Origin of the sequence: Streptomyces sp. G5(2025) (genome assembly GCF_049542075.1) — a bacterium.
Lineage (GTDB): Bacteria > Actinomycetota > Actinomycetes > Streptomycetales > Streptomycetaceae > Streptomyces.
In genome coordinates this window covers 2,697,521-2,716,642 of sequence record NZ_JBMUZT010000006.1, presented here as the reverse complement: position 1 = coordinate 2,716,642, position 19,122 = coordinate 2,697,521, and the positions used below count along the sequence as shown (strand labels likewise).

At 71.5% G+C, this 19,122-nt stretch carries 15 protein-coding genes; 9 read left to right on the top strand and 6 right to left on the bottom strand.

The features are described from left to right. Positions 1-51 precede the first annotated feature (51 nt). From ACOBQB_RS23035 to ACOBQB_RS23020, 4 genes are all read right to left on the bottom strand, one after another. On the bottom strand, positions 52-1,206 hold the full coding sequence (locus ACOBQB_RS23035) for an acyl-CoA dehydrogenase family protein (RefSeq protein WP_423594038.1): 1,155 nt from the start codon (positions 1,204-1,206) through the stop codon (positions 52-54). Positions 1,207-1,213: 7 nt separating this feature from the next. Next, entirely contained in the window at positions 1,214-2,206 is a 993-nt protein-coding gene (locus ACOBQB_RS23030; RefSeq protein ID WP_423594037.1) for a hydroxymethylglutaryl-CoA lyase, read from the bottom strand. Then, positions 2,203-4,209 carry an acetyl/propionyl/methylcrotonyl-CoA carboxylase subunit alpha gene (locus tag ACOBQB_RS23025; protein WP_423594036.1) on the bottom strand — a complete coding sequence of 669 codons (2,007 nt, stop codon included), beginning with the start codon at positions 4,207-4,209 and terminating at the stop codon, positions 2,203-2,205. Before ACOBQB_RS23025 ends, ACOBQB_RS23030 begins: the two co-directional genes overlap by 4 nt. 80 nt (positions 4,210-4,289) lie before the next feature. Then, positions 4,290-5,906, bottom strand: a complete 1,617-nt coding sequence (locus ACOBQB_RS23020) for a carboxyl transferase domain-containing protein (RefSeq protein ID WP_423594035.1) — start codon at positions 5,904-5,906, stop codon at positions 4,290-4,292. 121 nt (positions 5,907-6,027) lie between these two features. On the opposite strand from ACOBQB_RS23020, the gene ACOBQB_RS23015 reads away from it, so the two are divergent. The 4 genes from ACOBQB_RS23015 (at position 6,028) to ACOBQB_RS23000 (ending at position 9,893) form a co-directional block, all read left to right on the top strand. Next, positions 6,028-6,621, top strand: coding sequence for a TetR/AcrR family transcriptional regulator (locus ACOBQB_RS23015; RefSeq protein ID WP_423594034.1), 594 nt, complete (start codon positions 6,028-6,030; stop codon positions 6,619-6,621). A 101-nt stretch (positions 6,622-6,722) separates the two neighbouring features. After that, the gene (locus ACOBQB_RS23010) at positions 6,723-7,880 is read left to right on the top strand and encodes an acyl-CoA dehydrogenase family protein (RefSeq protein WP_423594033.1); all 1,158 of its coding nucleotides are present in this window, start codon (positions 6,723-6,725) and stop codon (positions 7,878-7,880) included. A gap of 43 nt (positions 7,881-7,923) precedes the next feature. Continuing rightward, positions 7,924-8,784 (top strand): acyl-CoA thioesterase, encoded by an 861-nt coding sequence (locus tag ACOBQB_RS23005; protein WP_423594032.1) that lies wholly within the window; start codon positions 7,924-7,926, stop codon positions 8,782-8,784. 98 nt (positions 8,785-8,882) lie between these two features. Beyond that, complete coding sequence (locus ACOBQB_RS23000) at positions 8,883-9,893, top strand: cation diffusion facilitator family transporter (RefSeq protein WP_423594031.1); 1,011 nt, start codon at positions 8,883-8,885, stop codon at positions 9,891-9,893. Here the strand turns inward: ACOBQB_RS23000 and ACOBQB_RS22995 are convergent. Both ACOBQB_RS22995 and ACOBQB_RS22990 read right to left on the bottom strand, forming a co-directional pair. Then, positions 9,854-10,642, bottom strand: coding sequence for a phosphatase (locus ACOBQB_RS22995; protein WP_423594030.1), 789 nt, complete (start codon positions 10,640-10,642; stop codon positions 9,854-9,856). The two genes, ACOBQB_RS23000 and ACOBQB_RS22995, sit on opposite strands and share 40 nt — an antisense overlap. A 375-nt stretch (positions 10,643-11,017) precedes the next feature. Beyond that, positions 11,018-12,577: a PucR family transcriptional regulator ligand-binding domain-containing protein gene (locus ACOBQB_RS22990; RefSeq protein WP_423594029.1), complete on the bottom strand. Its 1,560-nt coding sequence runs from the start codon at positions 12,575-12,577 to the stop codon at positions 11,018-11,020. A gap of 179 nt (positions 12,578-12,756) precedes the next feature. Here ACOBQB_RS22990 and ACOBQB_RS22985 point away from each other — a divergent pair, with 179 nt between their 5' ends. The 5 genes from ACOBQB_RS22985 to ACOBQB_RS22965 all read left to right on the top strand — a co-directional run bounded on the left by ACOBQB_RS22985 (position 12,757) and on the right by ACOBQB_RS22965 (position 19,073). Further along, positions 12,757-14,214 carry a sodium:solute symporter gene (locus ACOBQB_RS22985; protein ID WP_423594028.1) on the top strand — a complete coding sequence of 486 codons (1,458 nt, stop codon included), beginning with the start codon at positions 12,757-12,759 and terminating at the stop codon, positions 14,212-14,214. A gap of 78 nt (positions 14,215-14,292) precedes the next feature. Next, positions 14,293-15,303 (top strand): agmatinase, encoded by a 1,011-nt coding sequence (gene speB / locus ACOBQB_RS22980; protein WP_423594027.1) that lies wholly within the window; start codon positions 14,293-14,295, stop codon positions 15,301-15,303. Then, the gene (locus ACOBQB_RS22975; protein WP_423594026.1) at positions 15,300-16,994 is read left to right on the top strand and encodes a thiamine pyrophosphate-binding protein; all 1,695 of its coding nucleotides are present in this window, start codon (positions 15,300-15,302) and stop codon (positions 16,992-16,994) included. The genes speB and ACOBQB_RS22975 overlap by 4 nt, the downstream gene beginning before the upstream one ends. Before the next feature lie 127 nt (positions 16,995-17,121). Further along, positions 17,122-18,390, top strand: a complete 1,269-nt coding sequence (locus tag ACOBQB_RS22970; RefSeq protein WP_423594025.1) for an AAA family ATPase — start codon at positions 17,122-17,124, stop codon at positions 18,388-18,390. Continuing rightward, positions 18,390-19,073 (top strand): RloB family protein, encoded by a 684-nt coding sequence (locus tag ACOBQB_RS22965; RefSeq protein WP_423594024.1) that lies wholly within the window; start codon positions 18,390-18,392, stop codon positions 19,071-19,073. The genes ACOBQB_RS22970 and ACOBQB_RS22965 overlap by 1 nt, the downstream gene beginning before the upstream one ends. Positions 19,074-19,122: the final 49 nt, after the last annotated feature.

The following is a 19,122-nucleotide window of genomic DNA, read 5'->3' as shown; positions in this document are numbered from 1 at the left end:
GGGACCCCTTACGTGCCGTTCGCCGGGCCCGGTGGCGGGGCTCCGCCCGGCTCAGCCCGCGAAGCCCAGCTCCCGGGCGATGAGCATCCGCTGCACCTCGCTCGTGCCCTCGCCGATCTCCAGGATCTTGGAGTCCCGCCACATCCGGGCCACGGGGTATTCGTTCATGAAGCCGTACCCGCCGTGGATCTGCGTGGCCTCGCGGGCGTTGTCCACGGCGACTGTCGAGGAGTAGAGCTTGGCGATCGCCGCCTCCTTCTTGAACGGCTCACCGGCGACCAGCCGCGAGGCCGCGTCCCGCCAGCCGACCCGGGCCATGTGCGCCCGCGTCTCCATGTCCGCGATCTTGAACTGGATGGCCTGGTTCGCCCCGATCGGCTTGCCGAAGGCATGCCGCTCCTTGGCGTACTTCACCGACTCGTCCACGCAGCCCTGCGCCAGGCCGGTGGCGAGCGCGGAGATCGCGACGCGGCCCTCGTCCAGGATGCGCAGGAACTGGGCGTAGCCCCGGCCCTCCTCGCCCAGGAGGTTCGCCGCGGGGACGCGGACGTCGGAGAAGGACAGCTCGCGGGTGTCCGAGGCGTTCCACCCCACCTTCGAGTACGGCGCCGCGACCGTGAAGCCCGGCGTCCCGGACGGCACGATGATCGAGGAGATCAGCGGGCGGCCGTCCGGCTTGCGGCCGGTGACGGCGGTGACCGTGACCAGGCCGGTGATGTCCGTACCGGAGTTGGTGATGAAGCACTTCGAGCCGTTGATCACCCACTCGTCACCGTCGCGCACGGCCGTGGTGCGGGTTCCGCCCGCGTCCGAGCCGCCGTCCGGCTCGGTCAGGCCGAAGGCGCCGAGCATCTCGCCGGAGCACAGCTTCGGCAGCCACTGGCGCTTCTGCTCCTCGGTGCCGAACAGGTGCAGCGGCATCGCGCCGAGGGAAACGCCCGCCTCCAGGGTGATCGCCACGGACGAGTCGACGCGGGCGAGCTCTTCGAGGGCGATGCCGAGCGCGAAGTAGTCGCCGCCCATCCCGCCGTACTCCTCGGGGAAGGGCAGGCCGAACAGGCCCATGCGGCCCATCTCGCGGACGATCTCGTACGGGAACTCGTGGCGTTCGTAGAAGTCGCCGATCTTCGGGGCGACGACGTCGTGCGCGAACGCCTCGACCGTGCGCTGCAGTTCCTCGTGCTCGGGGCTCAGACGGTGGTCCATCTTCTCTTCACTGCTCCTGGTGGGTCAGGGCGCGGACGGTGCGGGACGGGCTGGGTCGGCCCAGGTGGCCGGCCATCCAGGCGCTGGTGGCGCAGAGACGGCCGAGGTCGACCCCGGTGTCGATGCCGAGGCCGTGCAGCATCCAGACGAGGTCTTCGGTGGCGAGATTGCCGGTGGCGCTCTTCGCGTACGGGCAGCCGCCGAGACCGCCCGCGGAGGCGTCCACCGTCGTCACGCCGTGCCGCAGGGCGGCCAGGGTGTTGGCGAGCGCCTGGCCGTACGTGTCGTGGAAGTGCACGCCGATCCGGTCGGTCGGGACCTCCGCTTCGTTCAACGCGGTGAGCAGCGCCCGCACATGGCCGGGCGTGGCCACGCCGATGGTGTCGCCGAGGCTCAGCTCGTCGCACCCCATGTCGAGCAGCGCGCGGCAGACGTGGACGACCTGCTCGACGGGGACCGGGCCCTCCCACGGGTCGCCGAAGCACATCGAGAGATAGCCGCGGACGTGCATCCGGTGCTCCCGCGCGCGGGTGACCACCGGGTCGAACATGGCGAGGGCCTCGTCCACCGTGCGGTTGAGGTTGGCCTTGGCGAAGGACTCGGTGGCGCTCGCGAAGACGGCGACGCGGTGGGCGCCGAGCGCGAGGGCCCGCTCCAGGCCGCGTTCGTTCGGCACGAGGACCGGCAGGCACACGCCCTGGAGGTCACCGAGGAGCGGGAAGAGCCGCTCGGCGTCGGCCAGTTGGGGCACCCACTTGGGGTGCACGAAGCTGGTCGCCTCGACGGTGGTCAGGCCCGCGTCGGCCAGGCGGTGGATGAACTCCGCCTTGATCTCCGTGGGGACGACCGACTGCTCGTTCTGCAGGCCGTCCCGGGCGCCGACCTCGTGGATGCGGACGCGGGCCGGCAGCTGAGGGTCCGGGACGGTCATGGGGAGACCGGTGGGGGCGGCGGCGGGGGTGCCCGCGGTGTCGTCTGCGGTGTCGTCCGCGGCGGTCATTTCCCCGCCTCCTCGTTCGCCTCGTCCGCCTCGTCCGCCTCGTTCGCCTCGTCGTCCGGGAGGACCACCGCGAGGACCTGGTCCATGGCGACCGTGGTGCCCGCGGTGACGTCGAGCTCGGTGACCGTGCCGGCGTGCGGGGCGGAGATGACGTGCTCCATCTTCATCGCCTCGACCACCAGCAGGCTCTGACCGGCGCTCACCCGGTCGCCGGGGGAGACCTTCACGACCGTGACGGTGCCCGGCATGGGGGCGGTGAGCGCGTCGGCCCCGGCGTGCGCGGCGCCGGTCAGGCTCGCCTCCACGGGGTCGTGGTCCCGCACCTGCCAGGCGTCGCCGTCCCGGCCCAGCCAGTCGCCCGCGCGGTGGAAGGTGTGCCGGGTGCCGTCGACGGTGACGTGGACGCGGTCGGGGGTGACGGTGTGGCCGCTTCCCCGCAGCCGGTGAGTGACGGGTTCATGTCCCGTCGCGTGCAGCCAGTGGGTCAGGGGCGCCGGGGTGCCCCCGAGCCGCCAGCCGCTCGGCACGGAGAAGGGGTCCGTCCAGCCGTCCCCGGAGGGGGCGAGCGCGGCCTCGCGCACGGCGGCCGCCGCCTCGTACACCTCCTCCGGTACGCCGTCCGGGACCAGGCCGTCCATCTCGCGCTCCACCAGGCCGGTGTCCAACTCGCCCGCCACCACCGCCGGGTGGGCCAGCAGCCTGCGCAGGAACCCCGCGTTCGTCGGCACGCCCAGCGTGACCGTCTCGGCCAGGGCGGCCCGCAGCTTGCGCAGGGCCGTGGCGCGGTCGGGGCCATAGGCGATGACCTTGGAGAGCATCGGGTCGTAGAGGCTGCCGACCTCCGTGCCCTCGCTCAGGCCGGAGTCGGTGCGCACGACCCCGACCGCCTGACGGCCTTGCGGCTCGCGCAGGGCGAGGACCGTGCCTCCCGAGGGCAGGAAGCCGCGGGAGCCCGCTTTGACGGACACGGTCTCGGCGCAGATCCGGGCCTCCACGGCGTGCCCGGTGAGGGTGATGTCCTCCTGGGTGAACGGCAGGCGCTCCCCGGCGGCCACCCGCAGCTGCCACTCCACCAGGTCGACGCCCGTGATTAGCTCCGTGACGGGGTGTTCCACCTGGAGGCGGGTGTTCATCTCCATGAAGTAGTACGAGGAGGGGTCCTTGCCCGGCACGATGAACTCCACCGTGCCCGCGCCCGCGTACCCGCAGGAGCGGGCTGCCTGAACCGCCGCCTCGCCCATCGCCGCGCGCGTGGCCTCGTCCAGGAGGACGCTCGGCGCCTCCTCGATGATCTTCTGGTGGCGGCGCTGGAGGGAGCACTCGCGCTCGCCGAGGTGGATCACGTTCCCCTGGCCGTCCGCGAGGACCTGGATCTCGATGTGCCGGGGGCGGTCGATCCACCGCTCCACGAGCAGCGTGTCATCGCCGAAGGAGGCACGGGCCTCACGGCGGGCCGCCGCGATCTCCTCGGCGAGCGCGGCCTCGTCACGCACCAGGCGCATGCCCTTGCCGCCACCGCCCGCGCTCGGCTTGAGCAGCACGGGGGTGCCGATCTCCCGGGCCGCGGCGGCCAGTTCGGTGTCGGTCAGGCCGCTGCCGGAGGAGCCGGGGACGACCGGGACGCCGGCCTCCTTCACCGTCTCCTTGGCGCGGATCTTGTCACCCATCAGGTCGATCGCCGAGGCGGGCGGCCCGATGAAGACCAGCCCGGCGTCGGCGCACGCCTGCGCGAACGCGGCGTTCTCCGCGAGGAAGCCATAACCGGGGTGGACCGCCTGGGCGCCGGAGGAGGCCGCCGCCTGAAGGATGCGCTCCGCGGACAGATAGCTCTCGGCGGCCGGCGCCGGGCCGATCCGTACCGCCGTGTCCGCCTCGCGCACGTGGCGGGCGTCCGCGTCCGCGTCGCTGAAGACGGCCACCGAGCGGACGCCGAGCGCCCGCAGCGTGCGGATGACGCGGACCGCGATCTCGCCGCGGTTGGCGACGAGCACCGTGTCGAACATGGTCCCTCTCCCCGAGGTGGTCCCTTGCCTGGCGCCTTGCCTGGTGCTGCCTTGCTGGAAGTCGCTCATCGTCCCGCCCCTCACATCCGGAAGACGCCGAAGCCGGGCTCGCCCAAGGGAGCACCCGCACACGCCGTCAGGGCCAGGCCGAGGACCTGCCGGGTCTCCAGCGGGTCGATCACGCCGTCGTCCCAGAGGCGGGCCGTGGCGTAATAGGCGTTGCCCTGGTCCTCGTACTGCGCGCGGATCGGGTCCTTGAAGGCCTCCTCGTCCTCGGCCGCCCACTGCTCGCCGCGCGCCTCCAGCTGGTCGCGCTTGACCGTGGCGAGGACGGAGGCGGCCTGCTCGCCGCCCATGACGGAGATCTTGGCGTTCGGCCACATCCACAGGAAGCGGGGGCTGTAGGCCCGGCCGCACATGGAGTAGTTGCCCGCGCCGTACGAACCGCCGACGACGACCGTCAGCTTCGGGACGCGGGCGCAGGCCACGGCCGTGACCATCTTCGCGCCGTGCTTGGCGATGCCACCCGCCTCGTAGTCCTTGCCGACCATGAAGCCGGAGATGTTCTGGAGGAAGACCAGAGGGATGCCGCGCTGGTCGCACAGCTCGATGAAGTGGGCGCCCTTCTGGGCGGACTCGGAGAAGAGGATGCCGTTGTTCGCGACGATGCCCACCGGGTGGCCGTGGATGTGCGCGAAGCCGGTGACCAGCGTCGTGCCGTACTCCGCCTTGAACTCCTGGAAGCGGGAGCCGTCCACCACGCGCGCGATGACCTCGCGGACGTCGTAGGGGGTGCGGGAGTCCGTCGGCACCGCGCCGTACAGCCCCAAGGGGTCGACCTCGGGCTCCTCCACGGGCTCGACCGCCCACGGCAGCTCCCCGCGCGCGGGGAGGGTGGCCACGATGTTCCGCACGATGCGCAGCGCGTGCGCGTCGTCCTCGGCGAGGTGGTCGGTCACTCCGGAGGTGCGCGAGTGGACCGCGCCGCCGCCCAGCTCCTCGGCCGTCACGACCTCGCCGGTCGCGGCCTTCACCAGGGGCGGGCCGCCGAGGAAGATCGTGCCCTGCTCGCGCACGATCACCGCCTCGTCGCTCATCGCCGGGACATACGCGCCGCCGGCCGTGCACGAGCCGAGCACGGCGGCGATCTGCGGGATGCCCGCGCCCGACATCCGCGCCTGGTTGTAGAAGATCCGCCCGAAGTGCTCGCGGTCGGGGAAGACCTCGTCCTGCATCGGCAGGAAGGCGCCGCCCGAATCGACGAGGTAGAGACACGGGAGACGGTTTTCCAGGGCCACCTCCTGGGCGCGCAGGTGCTTCTTGACCGTCATGGGGTAATACGTGCCCCCCTTGACCGTGGCGTCGTTGGCGACGATCACGCACTCGCGGCCCGAGACCCGGCCGATCCCGGCGATGACTCCGGCCGCCGGGGCGTCCCCGCCGTACATTCCCTCGGCCGCGAGGGGCGCCAGCTCCAGGAAGGGCGAACCCGGGTCGAGGAGCGTGTCCACGCGGTCCCGGGGCAGCAGCTTGCCGCGCGCCACATGGCGGGCGCGGGCCCGCTCACCGCCGCCGAGCGCGACCGCCGCGAGCTTGGCCCGCAGCTCTTCGACGAGGGCGGTGTGCGCCGTCTCGTTCGCCCGCCACGCCTCCGACGCGGGATCAGCCGCGCTCGTCAGCACTGGTGCCTGCCGCATCCGTTCGAGCCCCCTTGCTCGGTCCACCCGGACGATCCGGACACGCCCGGATCGGTTAATGAGCGTTAACGCGTTTCCATCAGGTTAACGAGCGCTAACCGGCCTGTCTAGAATTATTTCCATGGCCACCAGAACCGACGCCCCCACCCGACGCGAGCAGATCCTCAAGGAGGCCGCCCGGCTCTTCGCCGAGCGCGGCTTCCACGGGGTCGGGGTGGACGAGATAGGGGCCGCCGTGGGGATCAGCGGACCCGGTCTCTACCGGCACTTCGCGGGCAAGGACGCGATGCTCGCCGAGTTGCTGGTCGGCATCAGCGGGCAGCTCCTGACGGGCGGTAAGCGGTGCGTGGCCGACACGGGCGGGACGCCCGAGCGGGTCCTGGACTCGCTCATCGAGGGCCACATCGACTTCGCCCTCGACGACCGCTCCCTGATCACCCTGCACGACCGCGAGCTGGACCGCCTGCGGGACAGCGACCGCAAGCTGGTCCGCCAGCTCCAGCGGCAGTACGTGGAGATCTGGGTGGAGGCGGTGCGCGAGGTCTACCCCGACCTCGCCGAGAAGGCGGCCCGGGTCTCCGTGCACGCCGTCTTCGGGCTGCTGAACTCCACGCCGCACCTCAGCCGCCGCGACGTACTGCCCAGCCGGGCGGACATGGCGGAGCTGCTGCACCGCCTCGCGCGCGGGGCGTTCGCGGCGGCGGCCGCGGAGTGATGTGCGTCTCTGGACGCCTTTGGTGACCGCCGGGTAACCTTCCTCTGAGCAAGCGCTTAGTCCGCTGAGTCGACGTTGGCAGTAGGCAGAGGGAGTTCTCCGTGCGCCGTACCGTTTTCAATGAGGACCACGAGGCGTTCCGGGAGACCCTGCGCGCCTTCATCGAGGCCGAGGTCGTGCCGGTCCACGACGAGTGGTTCGCCGCCGGTCAGGTGCCCCGCGAGTTCTACTACAAGCTCGCCGAGCTGGGCCTCTTCGGGATCAATGTCCCGGAGGAGTTCGGCGGCGCCGGCCTGGACACCCACAAGTTCGAGGCCATCCAGTACGAGGAGACGGCCCGCGCGGGCGTCAGCTTCGGCGGCTCCGGCGTCCATGTGCTGCTCGCCCTGCCCTACATCAAGATGCTCGCCACCGACGAGCAGAAGAAGCGCTACCTGGAGAAGTTCGTCTCCGCCGAGGAGATGTGGGCCCTCGCGATGACCGAGCCGGGTACCGGCTCCGACGTCGCGGGCATGAAGACCACCGCCAAGCTCTCCGAGGACGGCACCCACTACGTCCTCAACGGCGCCAAGACCTTCATCACCGGCGGCGTCCACGCCGACCGCGTGATCGTCTGCGCCCGCACCTCCGCGCCCACCGCCGAGGACCGCCGCTTCGGCATCTCCCTCTTCGCCGTCGACACCAAGTCCGAGGGCTACTCCGTCGGCCGCAAGCTCGACAAGCTGGGCCTGAAGACCTCCGACACCGCCGAGCTGGCGTTCGTCGACGTCAAGGTGCCCGTAGAGGACCTCCTCGGCGAGGAGAACAAGGGTTTCTACTACCTCGGCAGCAACCTCCCCTCCGAGCGCTGGGGCATCGCCTTCGGCGCCTACGCGCAGGCCAAGGCCGCCGTCCGGTTCGCCAAGCAGTACGTCCAGGAGCGCACCGTCTTCGGCAAGCCGGTCGCCTCCTTCCAGAACACCAAGTTCGAGCTGGCCGCCTGCCAGGCCGAGGTGGACGCCGCCGAGGCCGTCGTCGACCGCGCCCTGGAGGCCCTGGACGCGGGCGAGCTGACCCCCGCCGAGGCCGCCTCCGCGAAGCTGTTCGCCACCGAGGTCGCGCACCGCGTCATCGACAAGTGCCTCCAGCTGCACGGCGGCTACGGCTTCATGAACGAGTACCCCATCGCCCGCCTGTACGCCGACAACCGTGTCAACCGCATCTACGGCGGCACCAGCGAGGTCATGAAGATGATCATCGCGAAGGACATGGGCCTGTAGGGGCTCGGGGCTCCCTCCGTAGAGGCCCGGTAGAACTACCTTCATGAACCAGGCACTTGACGCCCTCCTCGATCTGCTCGACCTGGAGCAGATCGAGGAGGACATCTTCCGGGGCGTGAGCCGTTCGGCGCTCGTGCCCCGCGTCTTCGGCGGCCAGGTCGCCGCACAGGCCCTCGTCGCCGCAGGCCGCACCGTCCCCGACAGCCGGCCCGGCCACTCCCTGCACGCGTACTTCCTGCGCCCCGGCGACCCCGGCGCGCCGATCGTCTACACCGTCGACCGCATCCGCGACGGCCGCTCCTTCACTACACGGCGCGTCGTCGCCGTCCAGCACGGGCAGCCGATCTTCCACCTCTCCGCGTCCTTCCAGACGTACGAGGAGGGCCTGGAGCACCAGGCCGCGATGCCGGACGCGCCCGACCCCGAGACGCTGCCGACCGCCGCCGAGACGCTGCCCCGCCATCTGCCGGGGCCGGTCGCCGAGCGGCTCATCGAGGCGCGCGCCGCCGTCGACCTGCGCTACGCCGACGTGCCGCCCTGGGGCACCGTCGGGCAGCCGCGGGAACCGCGCTCCCAGGTGTGGTTCAAGACCAGCGGCAAACTGGCGGACGACCCGCTGCTGCACGTCTGTCTCGCCACGTACGTCTCCGACATGACGCTCCTCGACTCGGTGCTGCTCGCCCACGGCCGGGGCGGCTGGGCGGTCGGTGACGTCGTCGGCGCCTCGCTCGACCACGCCATGTGGTTCCACCGGCCCTTCCGCGCGGACGAGTGGCTGCTCTACGACCAGGAGTCGCCGTCCGCCTCGGGCGGCCGGGGTCTCGGCCAGGCGCGGATCTGGACGCAGGACGGGCGCCTCGCGGTGACCGTCATCCAGGAGGGCGTGGTGCGCGTTCCGCGGTGACTCCGGGGAGGCGTGGTGCGCGTTCCGCGGTGACGGGCGTCGCGCGTTGCGGAAGGCGAGGTTCGCTTTCCGTTGTGATCGGACATACCGTCCGATACATGAGTGAGCAACCGTCAGAGAAGCCCGAGGGCGGCGGCGAGAGCACCTTCACGGTCATCGTCGCCGCCGTCGCCAACCTCGGCATCGCACTGGCCAAGGCTGTCGCCGGTGTCATCAGCGGATCGAGCGCGATGCTCTCCGAAGCGGCGCACTCCGTGGCCGACACCGTCACCGAGCTGATGCTGCTCGTCTCCCTCAAGGCCGGCGAACGGCCCGCCGACGAGGAGCACCCGCTCGGCTACGGAGGGGCCCGCTACATCTGGGCGCTGCTCGCCTCCGTCGCCACCTTCGTCGGCGGCGGCGTCTTCGCCGTCTACGACGGCATCCACACCCTCACCCACGGCCATGAGCCGGGCGACCCCCTCATCTCGTACATCGTCCTCGGAGTGGCCTTCGTTCTGGAGGGCTACTCCCTGCGGACCGGCCTCAAGCAGGCGCGGGGCGAGGCCGACCGCTACGGAGTGCGTCTCAAGCGCTATCTGCGCCACACCCCCGACACGGCGGTCAAGGCCGTCGTGATGGAGGACTCGGCGGCGCTCGCGGGCCTCGTGCTCGCCGCGGCCGGACTGCTCGGCGGGCAGCTCACCGGGTCCGGGGTGTGGGACGGCGTCGCCTCGCTCTGCATCGGCGTGCTGCTGGTGTACGTCGCCTGGGTCCTCGGCCACGCCAACTCCGAGCTGCTGATCGGCCGTCCGCTGCCGAGGGAGATGCGGGACGCGGTGCGGGCCGAACTGCTCGCCGACCCGCACGTGGTGGACGTACTGGAGCTGACCACGCTCCTCCAAGGGCCCAAGGAGGCGTTGGTGGCCGCGAAGGTGGACTTCCGGGACGTGTCGACGGCCGGGGAGGTCGAGCGGGCCTGCGACCGCATGGCGCGGCGCCTCCAAGAGCGCTTCCCCGCGATCAGGCGGGTGTACCTGGATCCGACGCCGGGCCCGGGGCAGGGGCCGCGTCCTGGGCGGGGCCCGGGTCAGGAGGTGCCGGTCAACCCCGCCGCGTTCAACAAGTAGGCCGTCATCGGGTCGTAGTGGCGGGGGCTCGTCACGTGGTCGTCCAGGGGGACCGTCACCTGCACGGTGCCCTCGGCCTCGCCGATGAACAGCGCCGGGTCGTTGCAGTCTGCGTAGCCCATCGAGTCCAGGCCGCGCTGGCCGGCGCGGCCCGCCCAGCCGTGGTCGGCGACCACCAGGTCCGGCTGCGGGCGGCCCTCGCGTTCCAGGCCGTCCAGGATCGCGTTCATCGGCTCGGGGGAGTGCGTGTGCCACAGCGTCGCGCCGCGCTCCAGGACCGCCACGTCGGCGAACTGGAAGACCATGCCCTCGTCGGCCATCAGGCCCTCCGGGATCACGACGATCTCGCAGCCCGCCGCGCGCAGGGCGGCGGCCGTGGCGCGGTGCACGTCCAGCAGGCCGCCGGGGTGGCCCGTGGCGAACAGGACGCTCTCCTTGCCGGCGGCCGCCTTGCGCAGGCGGGCCGCCATGCGCTCCAGGGCGTCGACCGTCAGCTCCGGGTCGATGGTGTCCTGGCCCTGCCGGTGCCCGGGGTCGTCGATGACGCCGCACCGCTCGGCCATCACCGCGAGGACGTCCTGCTCGTCGCTCCAGCGGTCACCGAGCTCCAGGCCGAGCCAGTAGTGGCGGTCGCCGTTCGCGAGCTTCCTGTAGTGGCTGAGGTTGTTCTCGCGGGGGGTGGCGACGTCGCCCGCGATGCGGGTGCGGACGAGGTGCTCTACGAGCGCGGGGCGGGTGGGTATCGGCATGGCTCCTATTGTGCGGGACGAGTGCTCTGCGCTGGGCGGGGTTGGGTGATCGTCCGGTGCGGGGTGGTGGGGGCCGGGGGGGGGCTGGGTGCGCAGTTCCTCGCGCCCCTGGGGGGTGGGGAGTGGGATGGGGTTGTTAGGTGCGGGCCGGGTGGGGCTGGTCGCGCAGTTCCCCGCGCCCCTGGGTGGGTGGGGTGCAGGGATGCATTTTGGGTGCGGGCCGTATGTGGTTGCTCGCGCAGTTCCTCGCGCCCCTGGAGGGGGTTGCGGTGGCGTTCTGGGCGCAGGTCGGGTGTGGTTGCTCGCGCCGCCCCTGAAGGGTGGGGGCCGCGTGTGGCTGGCCGCGCCCGCGCGGGGCGCCGGAGAGTGCCTCCCTTACAAGGAGGATGTCGGCGGCTTGCATGCGTCCGCGCGGGCGGAGCCCGTGTATGGCGCAGCCCCGTTCGGGGCGCGGGGTGGCGCCTGATCCCGGGGCCGGTTCAGGGCGAACCACAGTTCCATGCGTACGTCCGGGTCGTCCACGTCCGATGCCAGCAGTGTTGCGCAGCGTGTGATGCGTTGGCGGACCGTGTTGCGGTGGACGGAGAGGGCTACCGCCGTGCGGTCCCAGCTGCCGTGGAGGGAGAGCCAGGCGCGCAGGGTCTCCAGCAAGGCGGGGTTGCCGCCCAGGGGGGCGAGCAGTACGCGCGCGTGGGTGTCGGCCTCCTCGGGGGCGACCAGCGCCGCGAGGCCGTTCGCGTGGTGGCGGACGAGGGGGCGGCGTGTGGCCTCCGCGCGGCGCAGGGCGCGGGACGCCTGGGCGTCGGCCGCCGCGAGGTCGCCGGGGGCCCCGGGGGCGGAGACGCCCAGGAGCCAGCCGTCCGCCGGGGTGACCTCGCGGTCGGCGGGGACGAGTAGGCGTACGACGTCCTCGCTGGGGTCGACCAAGGCGGTGCCGAGCGCCGCGGCGAGCGCGGACGCGGCCAGCGGAGTGCGTTCCCCGCGCGCGTGGACGACGGTCCATGCGTCGCTGCCCAGGAGGGGGACGGTTTTCTCGGGGGAGGCTCCCAGGAGCAGCCGTACGAGCGCCGCCGAGCGGGCCGCTTCCGAGGCGCCCTGGTGTTCACCGGTGAGCAAGGAGAGCAGCACCACCGCCGCTCCCGCGATCGTGTGGTCGCCCGGCTCGCGGCGCTCCGTGGCGACGCCGAGCGCGAAGCCGCGGCCGCCACCGAGCGCGTAGGCGGCGAGGTGCGTGGTCCCGGCCGTGTCGGCGGCGGACGCAGGAGCGGCGGGCGTGGCGCGCCGCACGACCCCGGTCAGCTCCCGCAGGCCCTCCCGCGCCGCCTGCCGCGCCCGCCCCTCGGCTTGGAGCTCCGTGCCGTCCGGCCCGTACAGCGCCGCGAACCCGCCGAGCCGCGCCGCCAGCTGGCGCAGGACGGCAGGGACGGGGTCGGGCCGTGCCGCGGCCGTCGCGAGGCCCTGCTGCGCCTCGGCCACCCGGCGCAGCTCCACATGCCTGGCCTCGCTCATCAGCCGCCACACGGCGCGGGCGACGCCGCTGAACGTGGTCTGCGGCGGCACCTCCAGGAGGGGTAGGCCGTGCCGGTCGCAGGCCGCCACCAGGGCGTGGGGCACGGTGTCGTGGACCGGCGCGACACCGAAGCCGAGGGCCGCGCCGCCCGCCGCGACGATGCGGGTCACGTAGGCGTCGAGGTAGGCCTGTGAGCCCTCCGGATCGATGATGTGCACGCCCGCCGTGAGCAGCAGCTCGCCCCCGAGGAGGTACGGGTACGGGTCGGCCATCTCCGAGGTGTGCACCCACTGCACGGCCGTCCCCGCCGCGTCCGGGCCCGCGATCTGCCGCAGGCCCAGCTCCTCGCGGGCCAGCAGCGCGGCGAGCGGGACCGGTGGGGTGGGGGGTGCCGCGGGCCCCTGGGAGCCGGTCGGGTCGGCCATGGTGGACGTTCCATCCATCTCGGTCGTGGTAAGTGGAAGAAACGTACACTTCAGGGTTGCTTTCCGGCCACCTAAGGTCGTGCCGACCGCAGGCCGCGGGTACGGGCGGATGTCCCCGCGGCGGTCCTCACCCCCATCTGCACGACACGCCACCGAGGTGCGCGAAGGAGGCCCCCCTTATGGCCGTCGACTACACAGTGATCGTCGTCTATCTCGCCGGGATGCTGGCCATGGGCTGGTGGGGCATGCGCCGCGCCAAGTCGAAGTCCGAGTTCCTGGTCGCCGGGCGCCGCCTCGGGCCGTGGATGTACTCCGGCACCATGGCCGCCATCGTCCTCGGCGGTGCCTCCACCATCGGCGGCGTCGGCCTCGGCTACCAGTACGGGCTCTCGGGCGCCTGGATGGTGTTCACCATCGGCCTCGGGCTCCTCGCGCTCAGCGTGTTCTTCTCGGCCCGCATCGCGCGCCTGAAGGTCTACACCGTCTCCGAGATGCTCGACCTGCGCTACGGAGGGCGCGCGGGCGTCATCTCCGGAGTGGTCATGTGGGCGTACACGCTGATGCTCGCGGTCACCTCGACCATCGCGTACGCCACCATCTTCGACGTCCTGTTCGACATGAACCGCACGCTCGCGATCGTTCTGGGCGGCTCGATCGTCGTCGCCTACTCGACACTCGGCGGCATGTGGTCCATCACCCTCACCGACATGGTGCAGTTCGTGGTGAAGACCATCGGCGTGCTGTTGCTGCTCCTGCCCATCGCCGTCGTCAAGGCCGGCGGGTTCGGCGAGATGAAGGCGAAACTGCCCACCGAGTACTTCGACCCGCTGGGCATCGGCGGCGAGACGATCTTCACGTACGTGCTGATCTATACGTTCGGCATGCTCATCGGGCAGGACATCTGGCAGCGCGTCTTCACCGCGCGCAGCGACAAGGTGGCCCGCTACGGAGGCACCGTCGCCGGTACTTACTGCTTGGTCTACGCGATCGCGGGCGCCGTCATCGGCACCGCCGCCAAGGTCATGTACCCGAAGCTGCCGAGCGCCGACGCCGCCTTCGCGACCATCGTCAAGGACGAACTGCCGATCGGCGTACGAGGTCTCGTCCTCGCCGCCGCCCTCGCCGCCGTCATGTCGACGTCCTCCGGGGCGCTCATCGCCTGCGCGACCGTCGCCAACAACGACATCTGGTCGCGCCTGCGGGGAGCGGCCGCCCCGGAGAGCGAACCGCACGACGAGGTCAAGGGCAACCGCGCCTTCATCCTCATCATGGGCGTCGCCGTCATCGCCATCGCCATCGCGCTCAACGACGTCGTCCAGGCGCTGACCGTGGCCTACAACCTGCTCGTCGGCGGCCTGCTCGTGCCGATCCTCGGCGGCCTGCTGTGGCGCCGCGGCACCGCGCCCGGCGCGCTCGCCGCCGTCGCCGCCGGCGGCCTGTCCGTCATCGGGCTCATGTGGGGGTACGGCATCCTCGCCACCGAGCCCGTCTACTACGGGCTGCTGGCCTCGCTCGCCGTGTACGTCGCCGTCTCCCTCGCCACGAAGCCCACCGACGCGGCGGTCCTCGCCGCCTGGCGTGAACGCCTCGCCGGGCGGGACGACGCCACGGAACCGCAGGCCCCGGCGGTCGTCTAGATCTTCGCGCGGCCCGTTGTCAGTGGGGCGCGCGACACTTGAAACGCAGTACTCGCACCAGCAGGAGGAACACCGACCATGAGCAGCGCCGAGAACCCGACGACCCCCCGCGGCCCCGTCGACTCCTCCCGCATCCCCCGGTACGCGGGCCCGGCGACGTACGCGCGACTGCCGCGGCTCGACGAGGTCGGCGGCAAGACGGATGTGGCCGTGGTCGGTGTGCCCTTCGACTCCGGTGTCTCCTACCGCCCCGGCGCCCGCTTCGGCGGCAACGCGATCCGCGAGGCCTCCCGCCTCCTGCGCCCCTACAACCCCGCGCAGGACGCCTCTCCCTTCGCGCTCGCGCAGGTCGCGGACGCCGGTGACATCTCCGCCAACCCCTTCAACATCAACGAGGCGGTAGAGACCATCGAGGCCGCCGCCGACGACCTCCTCGGCTCCGGCGCCCGCATGATGACCCTCGGCGGCGACCACACCATCGCGCTGCCGCTGCTGCGTTCGGTGGCCAAGAAGCACGGTCCGGTCGCGCTGCTGCACTTCGACGCCCACCTGGACACCTGGGACACGTACTTCGGCGCCGAGTACACCCACGGCACGCCGTTCCGCCGCGCCGTGGAGGAGGGCATCCTCGACACCGAGGCGCTCTCCCACGTCGGCACGCGCGGCCCGCTGTACGGCAAGAAGGACCTCACCGACGACGAGAAGATGGGCTTCGGCATCGTCACCTCGGCGGACATCTACCGCCGCGGCGCCGACGAGGTCGCCGACCAGCTGCGCCAGCGCATCGGCGACCGCCCGCTGTACATCTCCATCGACATCGACTGCCTCGACCCGGCCCACGCGCCCGGCACCGGCACCCCCGAGGCGGGCGGCATGACCTCCCGCGAGCTCCTGGAGATCCTGCGCGGCCTGGCCTCCTGCAACCTCGTCTCGGCGGACGTCGTCGAGGTCGCCCCGGCCTACGACCACGCGGAGATCACCGCGGTCGCCGCCTCCCACACGGCGTACGAGCTGACGACGATCATGTCCCGCCAGATCGCCGACGCGCGCGAGGCCCGTGCGGCCGGCCAGGCGGCGAGCGAGCGGTGACCCACGATCACGATGTCGTGCTGCGGCCCACCGCCGCGCAGACCGAGGCCGCGCTGAACCCGCCCCCGGGGCGCAACGGCGGCGACCTCGTCGTCGAGACCCTGTCCGGCCTCGGCGCGACCACCGTCTTCGGCCTGCCGGGCCAGCACGCGCTCGGCATGTTCGACGCGCTGCGCCGCTCGTCGTTGTCGTATGTCGGCCTGCGCGTCGAGAACAACACGGGGTTCGCGGCGGACGCGTACGGCCGGATCACCGGCGAGGTCGCCCCGCTGCTGCTGTCCACCGGGCCCGGCGCGCTGACCTCGCTCGCCGCGCTCCAGGAGGCGGCGGCGGGTTCCTCGCCGGTCCTCGCCATCGCCAGCCAGGTGCCGGTGGTGGGACTCGGCGGCGGCCGTCACGGCTACCTGCACGAGCTGCGCGACCAGCAGGCGTCCTTCCGCGACATCGTGAAGTCGGTCCACACGGTCCGCACGGCCTCCCAGATCCCGTCGGCGATCGCCGCGGCCTGGGAGTCCGCGCTCACCGCGCCGCACGGCCCGGTCTGGGTGGAGATCCCGCAGGATGTGCTCCTCGCGGAGACGACGCTGCCGGTCGTCACGGCCATGGACGCCACGCCCGACGAGGTCGTGCCGCGCCCCGAGCTGACGGCCGTCGCCGCCGAGCTGCTCACGCGCGCGGAGCGGCCGTTGATCATCGCGGGCGGCGGTGTCGTACGTTCGGACGCCTCCGGGAAGCTCCTCGCGCTGGCGGAGCGGCTGAACGCGCCGGTCGTCACCACCTTCGGCGGCAAGGGCGCCTTCCCGTGGGAGCACCCGCTGTCGCTCCAGTCGTGGCTGGAAGACCGTCACATGACGGACTTCCTGGAGGACGCGGACGTCCTCCTCGTGGTCGGCTCGGGGCTCGGTGAACTGTCGTCGAACTACCACACGTTCAAGCCGCGCGGCCGGGTCGTCCAGATCGAGGCGGACGCGGGGAAGCTGGAGTCCAACCACCCCGGGCTCGGCGTCCACGCGGACGCGCGGCTGGCGTTGTCGGCCCTCCTGGAGACGATCGACGCGCCCCGCGAGGACCCGTCGGCGCCCGAGCGGGTGCGGGCGGTGCTGGATCGCGTCCGCGAGCGGATCGCCGCGCAGGACCTCACGCTGGAGCAGCAGGTCCTCGCCTCCGTGCGCGAGGCGCTGCCGGACGCGGCGCCGTCCTTCTGGGACATGACGATCCTCGCCTACTGGGCGTGGTCGGCGTTCGACGCGCGGCGCCCCAACACGATGCACTCGGCGCAGGGCGCGGGCGGGCTGGGCTACGGCTTCCCCGCCGCGCTCGGCGCGGCGGTCGCCGACCCCTCCCAGCCGGTCCTTGCCGTCTCGGGTGATGGCGGCGCGATGTACTCGATAGCGGAGCTGGCGACGGCGCGGCAGTACGGGCTCAACGTGACGTGGCTGATCGTCGACGACGGGGGCTACGGCATCCTGCGGGAGTACATGTCCGACGCCTTCGGTGAGGCCACCGGCACGGAGCTGGCGCGGCCGGACTTCGTGGCGCTCGCGGAGTCCTTCGGGGTGCCGGGAGTTCGTACGACCCCGGAGTCGCTGCGGAACGACTTGGCGAAGGCGCTGGCCCAGCCGGGGCCTTCGGTGGTGGTGCTTCCGGCGCTGCTGCGGATGTTCGCGCCTACGCATCTTGCCGGGAACTGATCACTCGTTCGGCTGCCCGTGACCCGTGGCGAGGGGTATCTTTCCCGAGGTCGCGGGCGTCCCCGGCCGGGCTGATGTCGGAGCCGCCGACTACGCTGAGCTCGGAGAACTCGGAGAGGAGGACGATGTGCTGCTGAGGTTCCGTGCCGCGAACGTACGCTCTCTGCGTGACGAACAGGAACTGTCCTTCATCGCACCCGAGGAGGAACAGGACGGGGCGGCGAACCCGCTGGAGCTCGCGGGAGGCGACTCCGTAGAGGTGTACCCCCTGCTCGGTATCTTCGGCGCGAACGCGTCAGGCAAGTCGAACGTGCTGGCTGCCATGGGCGACATGCGCGACGCGGTCCTTAACTCCTACGCGCACTGGGCGGCGTACGAAGGCATCAAACGCAAGGTCTTCGCCCTGAGCCCTAAGAGCGACGACGAGCCGTCCTTCTTTGAAGTCGACATCGTCATCGACTCGGTTCGATGGACGTACGGCTTCGAGCTGGGGCCGGCACGTGTCGAGTCGGAGTGGCTGCACAGTTACCCGCGTGGCCGCCGTCAGGAGTGGCTCGACCGTGATGCCTCGCGCGCGGATACCTTCAAGTGGCCGGGCGGGCGTATCCGTGACAGGGCCCAACTCACCCGCCGCACGCGCCCGAACGCGCTTCTGCTTTCCACGGCAGGAACGGACAATCACCCGCAGCTGTCCCCCTTGTTCCACTGGTTCCGGCGCAACCTGTGGATGATCAATCCGGAGGACGACCGTCCCCAGCGCGAGAAGTTCACGACCCGAGAGCTCTCGGGCGAGAGGGCACTGCGCATCCGGGAGCTGCTTCGCGTGGCCGACCTCGGCATCACCGGTGCGGAGGTTGTCCAGGAAAGGCCTGGGCAGCAGGGGGTGATGCTGACCCACCGTTCGGCGGCCGGAGACGTCCCCTTCGACTGGCAGGCCGAGTCCTTCGGCACGCGCTCCTGGTTCGCCCTTCTGGGCCCGATGCTCTTGGCTTTGGACGAGGGCGCGGTCCTTCTCGTCGACGAGCTCGACGCGAGCCTGCACTCACGCTTCGCCGCGGAAGTCATCCGGCTCTTCCACGACCCGCAGGCGAATCCGCACGGTGCCCAGCTGATCTTCACATCGCACGACGCGACGGTCCTCACCACGCCGATCGGTGAGCGACTCCTCGACCCCGGCCAGGTGTGGCTGACTGAGAAGGACCGGGACGGGGCGACCACTCTGTATCCGTTGACGGACGCCGACCCGAGTGAGGACGAGGATCTGACCCGGTCCTATCTGGCCGGTGTCTTCGGTGGAGTGCCCTCGCTGCTGGAGGGGCAGATCGCTCGGCGGGCTTACGCCGCGCGCGAGTTCGGTGCGTACGAGGAGATGGCCGACCAGGTGGGGCAGGACTGATGGCACGGGGGGACCGGGGCAAGGACTCGCTGAAGCGGTCCAAAGGGGCCGGGCGGCGCAGGCGCGAGGTTTACGTCTTCACCGAGGGCAAGGAGACCGAGCCCTCCTATTTCGACATCATCACGGCCGAGGAGAACTGCGTCCGCCAGGATCCGGGGCTCCAGGTCGTCCTGCACATCCAAGAGCGAAACCGCAAGAGCCACCGCAAGCCGCTCGATCTGGTGGAGAAGGCTGTCCGGCTCAAGCGAGAGGTGACCCGCGAGGCCAAGCGGGCGAAGCTGAAGTCGGCGATGATGCCGCAGGTGTGGTGTGTCTTCGACCACGACAAGTACCCGTATCTCGCAGAAGCCATGAAGCAGGCCAAGGAGGCCGGTGTTGAGGTCGCGTTCTCTCACCCGTGCTTCGAGGTGTGGCGCCTTGCCCACTATCGTCCGGTGAGTGGCATGTTCTCCGGGGTGTGCGGCGAGGCCGCCAAACGGCTGCCGTTCGCGCCGGGCTCCCGCGACGCGGAGAACCCGAAGGTGGTCCTCCCGCACCAGGTCCTGAAACGCTTCCAAAGGGCGAAGGACAACGCCGAGCAGATGAACGCTCAGCACGGCCCGCACGTGGCCAAGATCGACAGGGACCCGTACACGGACATGCACGTCTTCGTGGAAGAGGCTCTCGGGATCTCCTCGTACTGATGGATTTCAGTGCGGACCGGGGCGGGTCATAGTGTTGGCCGGTCATCTC

Coding starts and splice junctions, on each gene's coding strand:
- ACOBQB_RS23035 (WP_423594038.1), bottom strand. CDS start 1,206: ATGGACCACCGTCTGAGCCCCGAGCACGAGGAACTGCAGCGCACGGTC.
- ACOBQB_RS23030 (WP_423594037.1), bottom strand. CDS start 2,206: ATGACCGCCGCGGACGACACCGCAGACGACACCGCGGGCACCCCCGCC.
- ACOBQB_RS23025 (WP_423594036.1), bottom strand. CDS start 4,209: ATGTTCGACACGGTGCTCGTCGCCAACCGCGGCGAGATCGCGGTCCGC.
- ACOBQB_RS23020 (WP_423594035.1), bottom strand. CDS start 5,906: ATGCGGCAGGCACCAGTGCTGACGAGCGCGGCTGATCCCGCGTCGGAG.
- ACOBQB_RS23015 (WP_423594034.1), top strand. CDS start 6,028: ATGGCCACCAGAACCGACGCCCCCACCCGACGCGAGCAGATCCTCAAG.
- ACOBQB_RS23005 (WP_423594032.1), top strand. CDS start 7,924: ATGAACCAGGCACTTGACGCCCTCCTCGATCTGCTCGACCTGGAGCAG.
- ACOBQB_RS23000 (WP_423594031.1), top strand. CDS start 8,883: ATGAGTGAGCAACCGTCAGAGAAGCCCGAGGGCGGCGGCGAGAGCACC.
- ACOBQB_RS22995 (WP_423594030.1), bottom strand. CDS start 10,642: ATGCCGATACCCACCCGCCCCGCGCTCGTAGAGCACCTCGTCCGCACC.
- ACOBQB_RS22990 (WP_423594029.1), bottom strand. CDS start 12,577: ATGGCCGACCCGACCGGCTCCCAGGGGCCCGCGGCACCCCCCACCCCA.
- ACOBQB_RS22985 (WP_423594028.1), top strand. CDS start 12,757: ATGGCCGTCGACTACACAGTGATCGTCGTCTATCTCGCCGGGATGCTG.
- speB (WP_423594027.1), top strand. CDS start 14,293: ATGAGCAGCGCCGAGAACCCGACGACCCCCCGCGGCCCCGTCGACTCC.
- ACOBQB_RS22965 (WP_423594024.1), top strand. CDS start 18,390: ATGGCACGGGGGGACCGGGGCAAGGACTCGCTGAAGCGGTCCAAAGGG.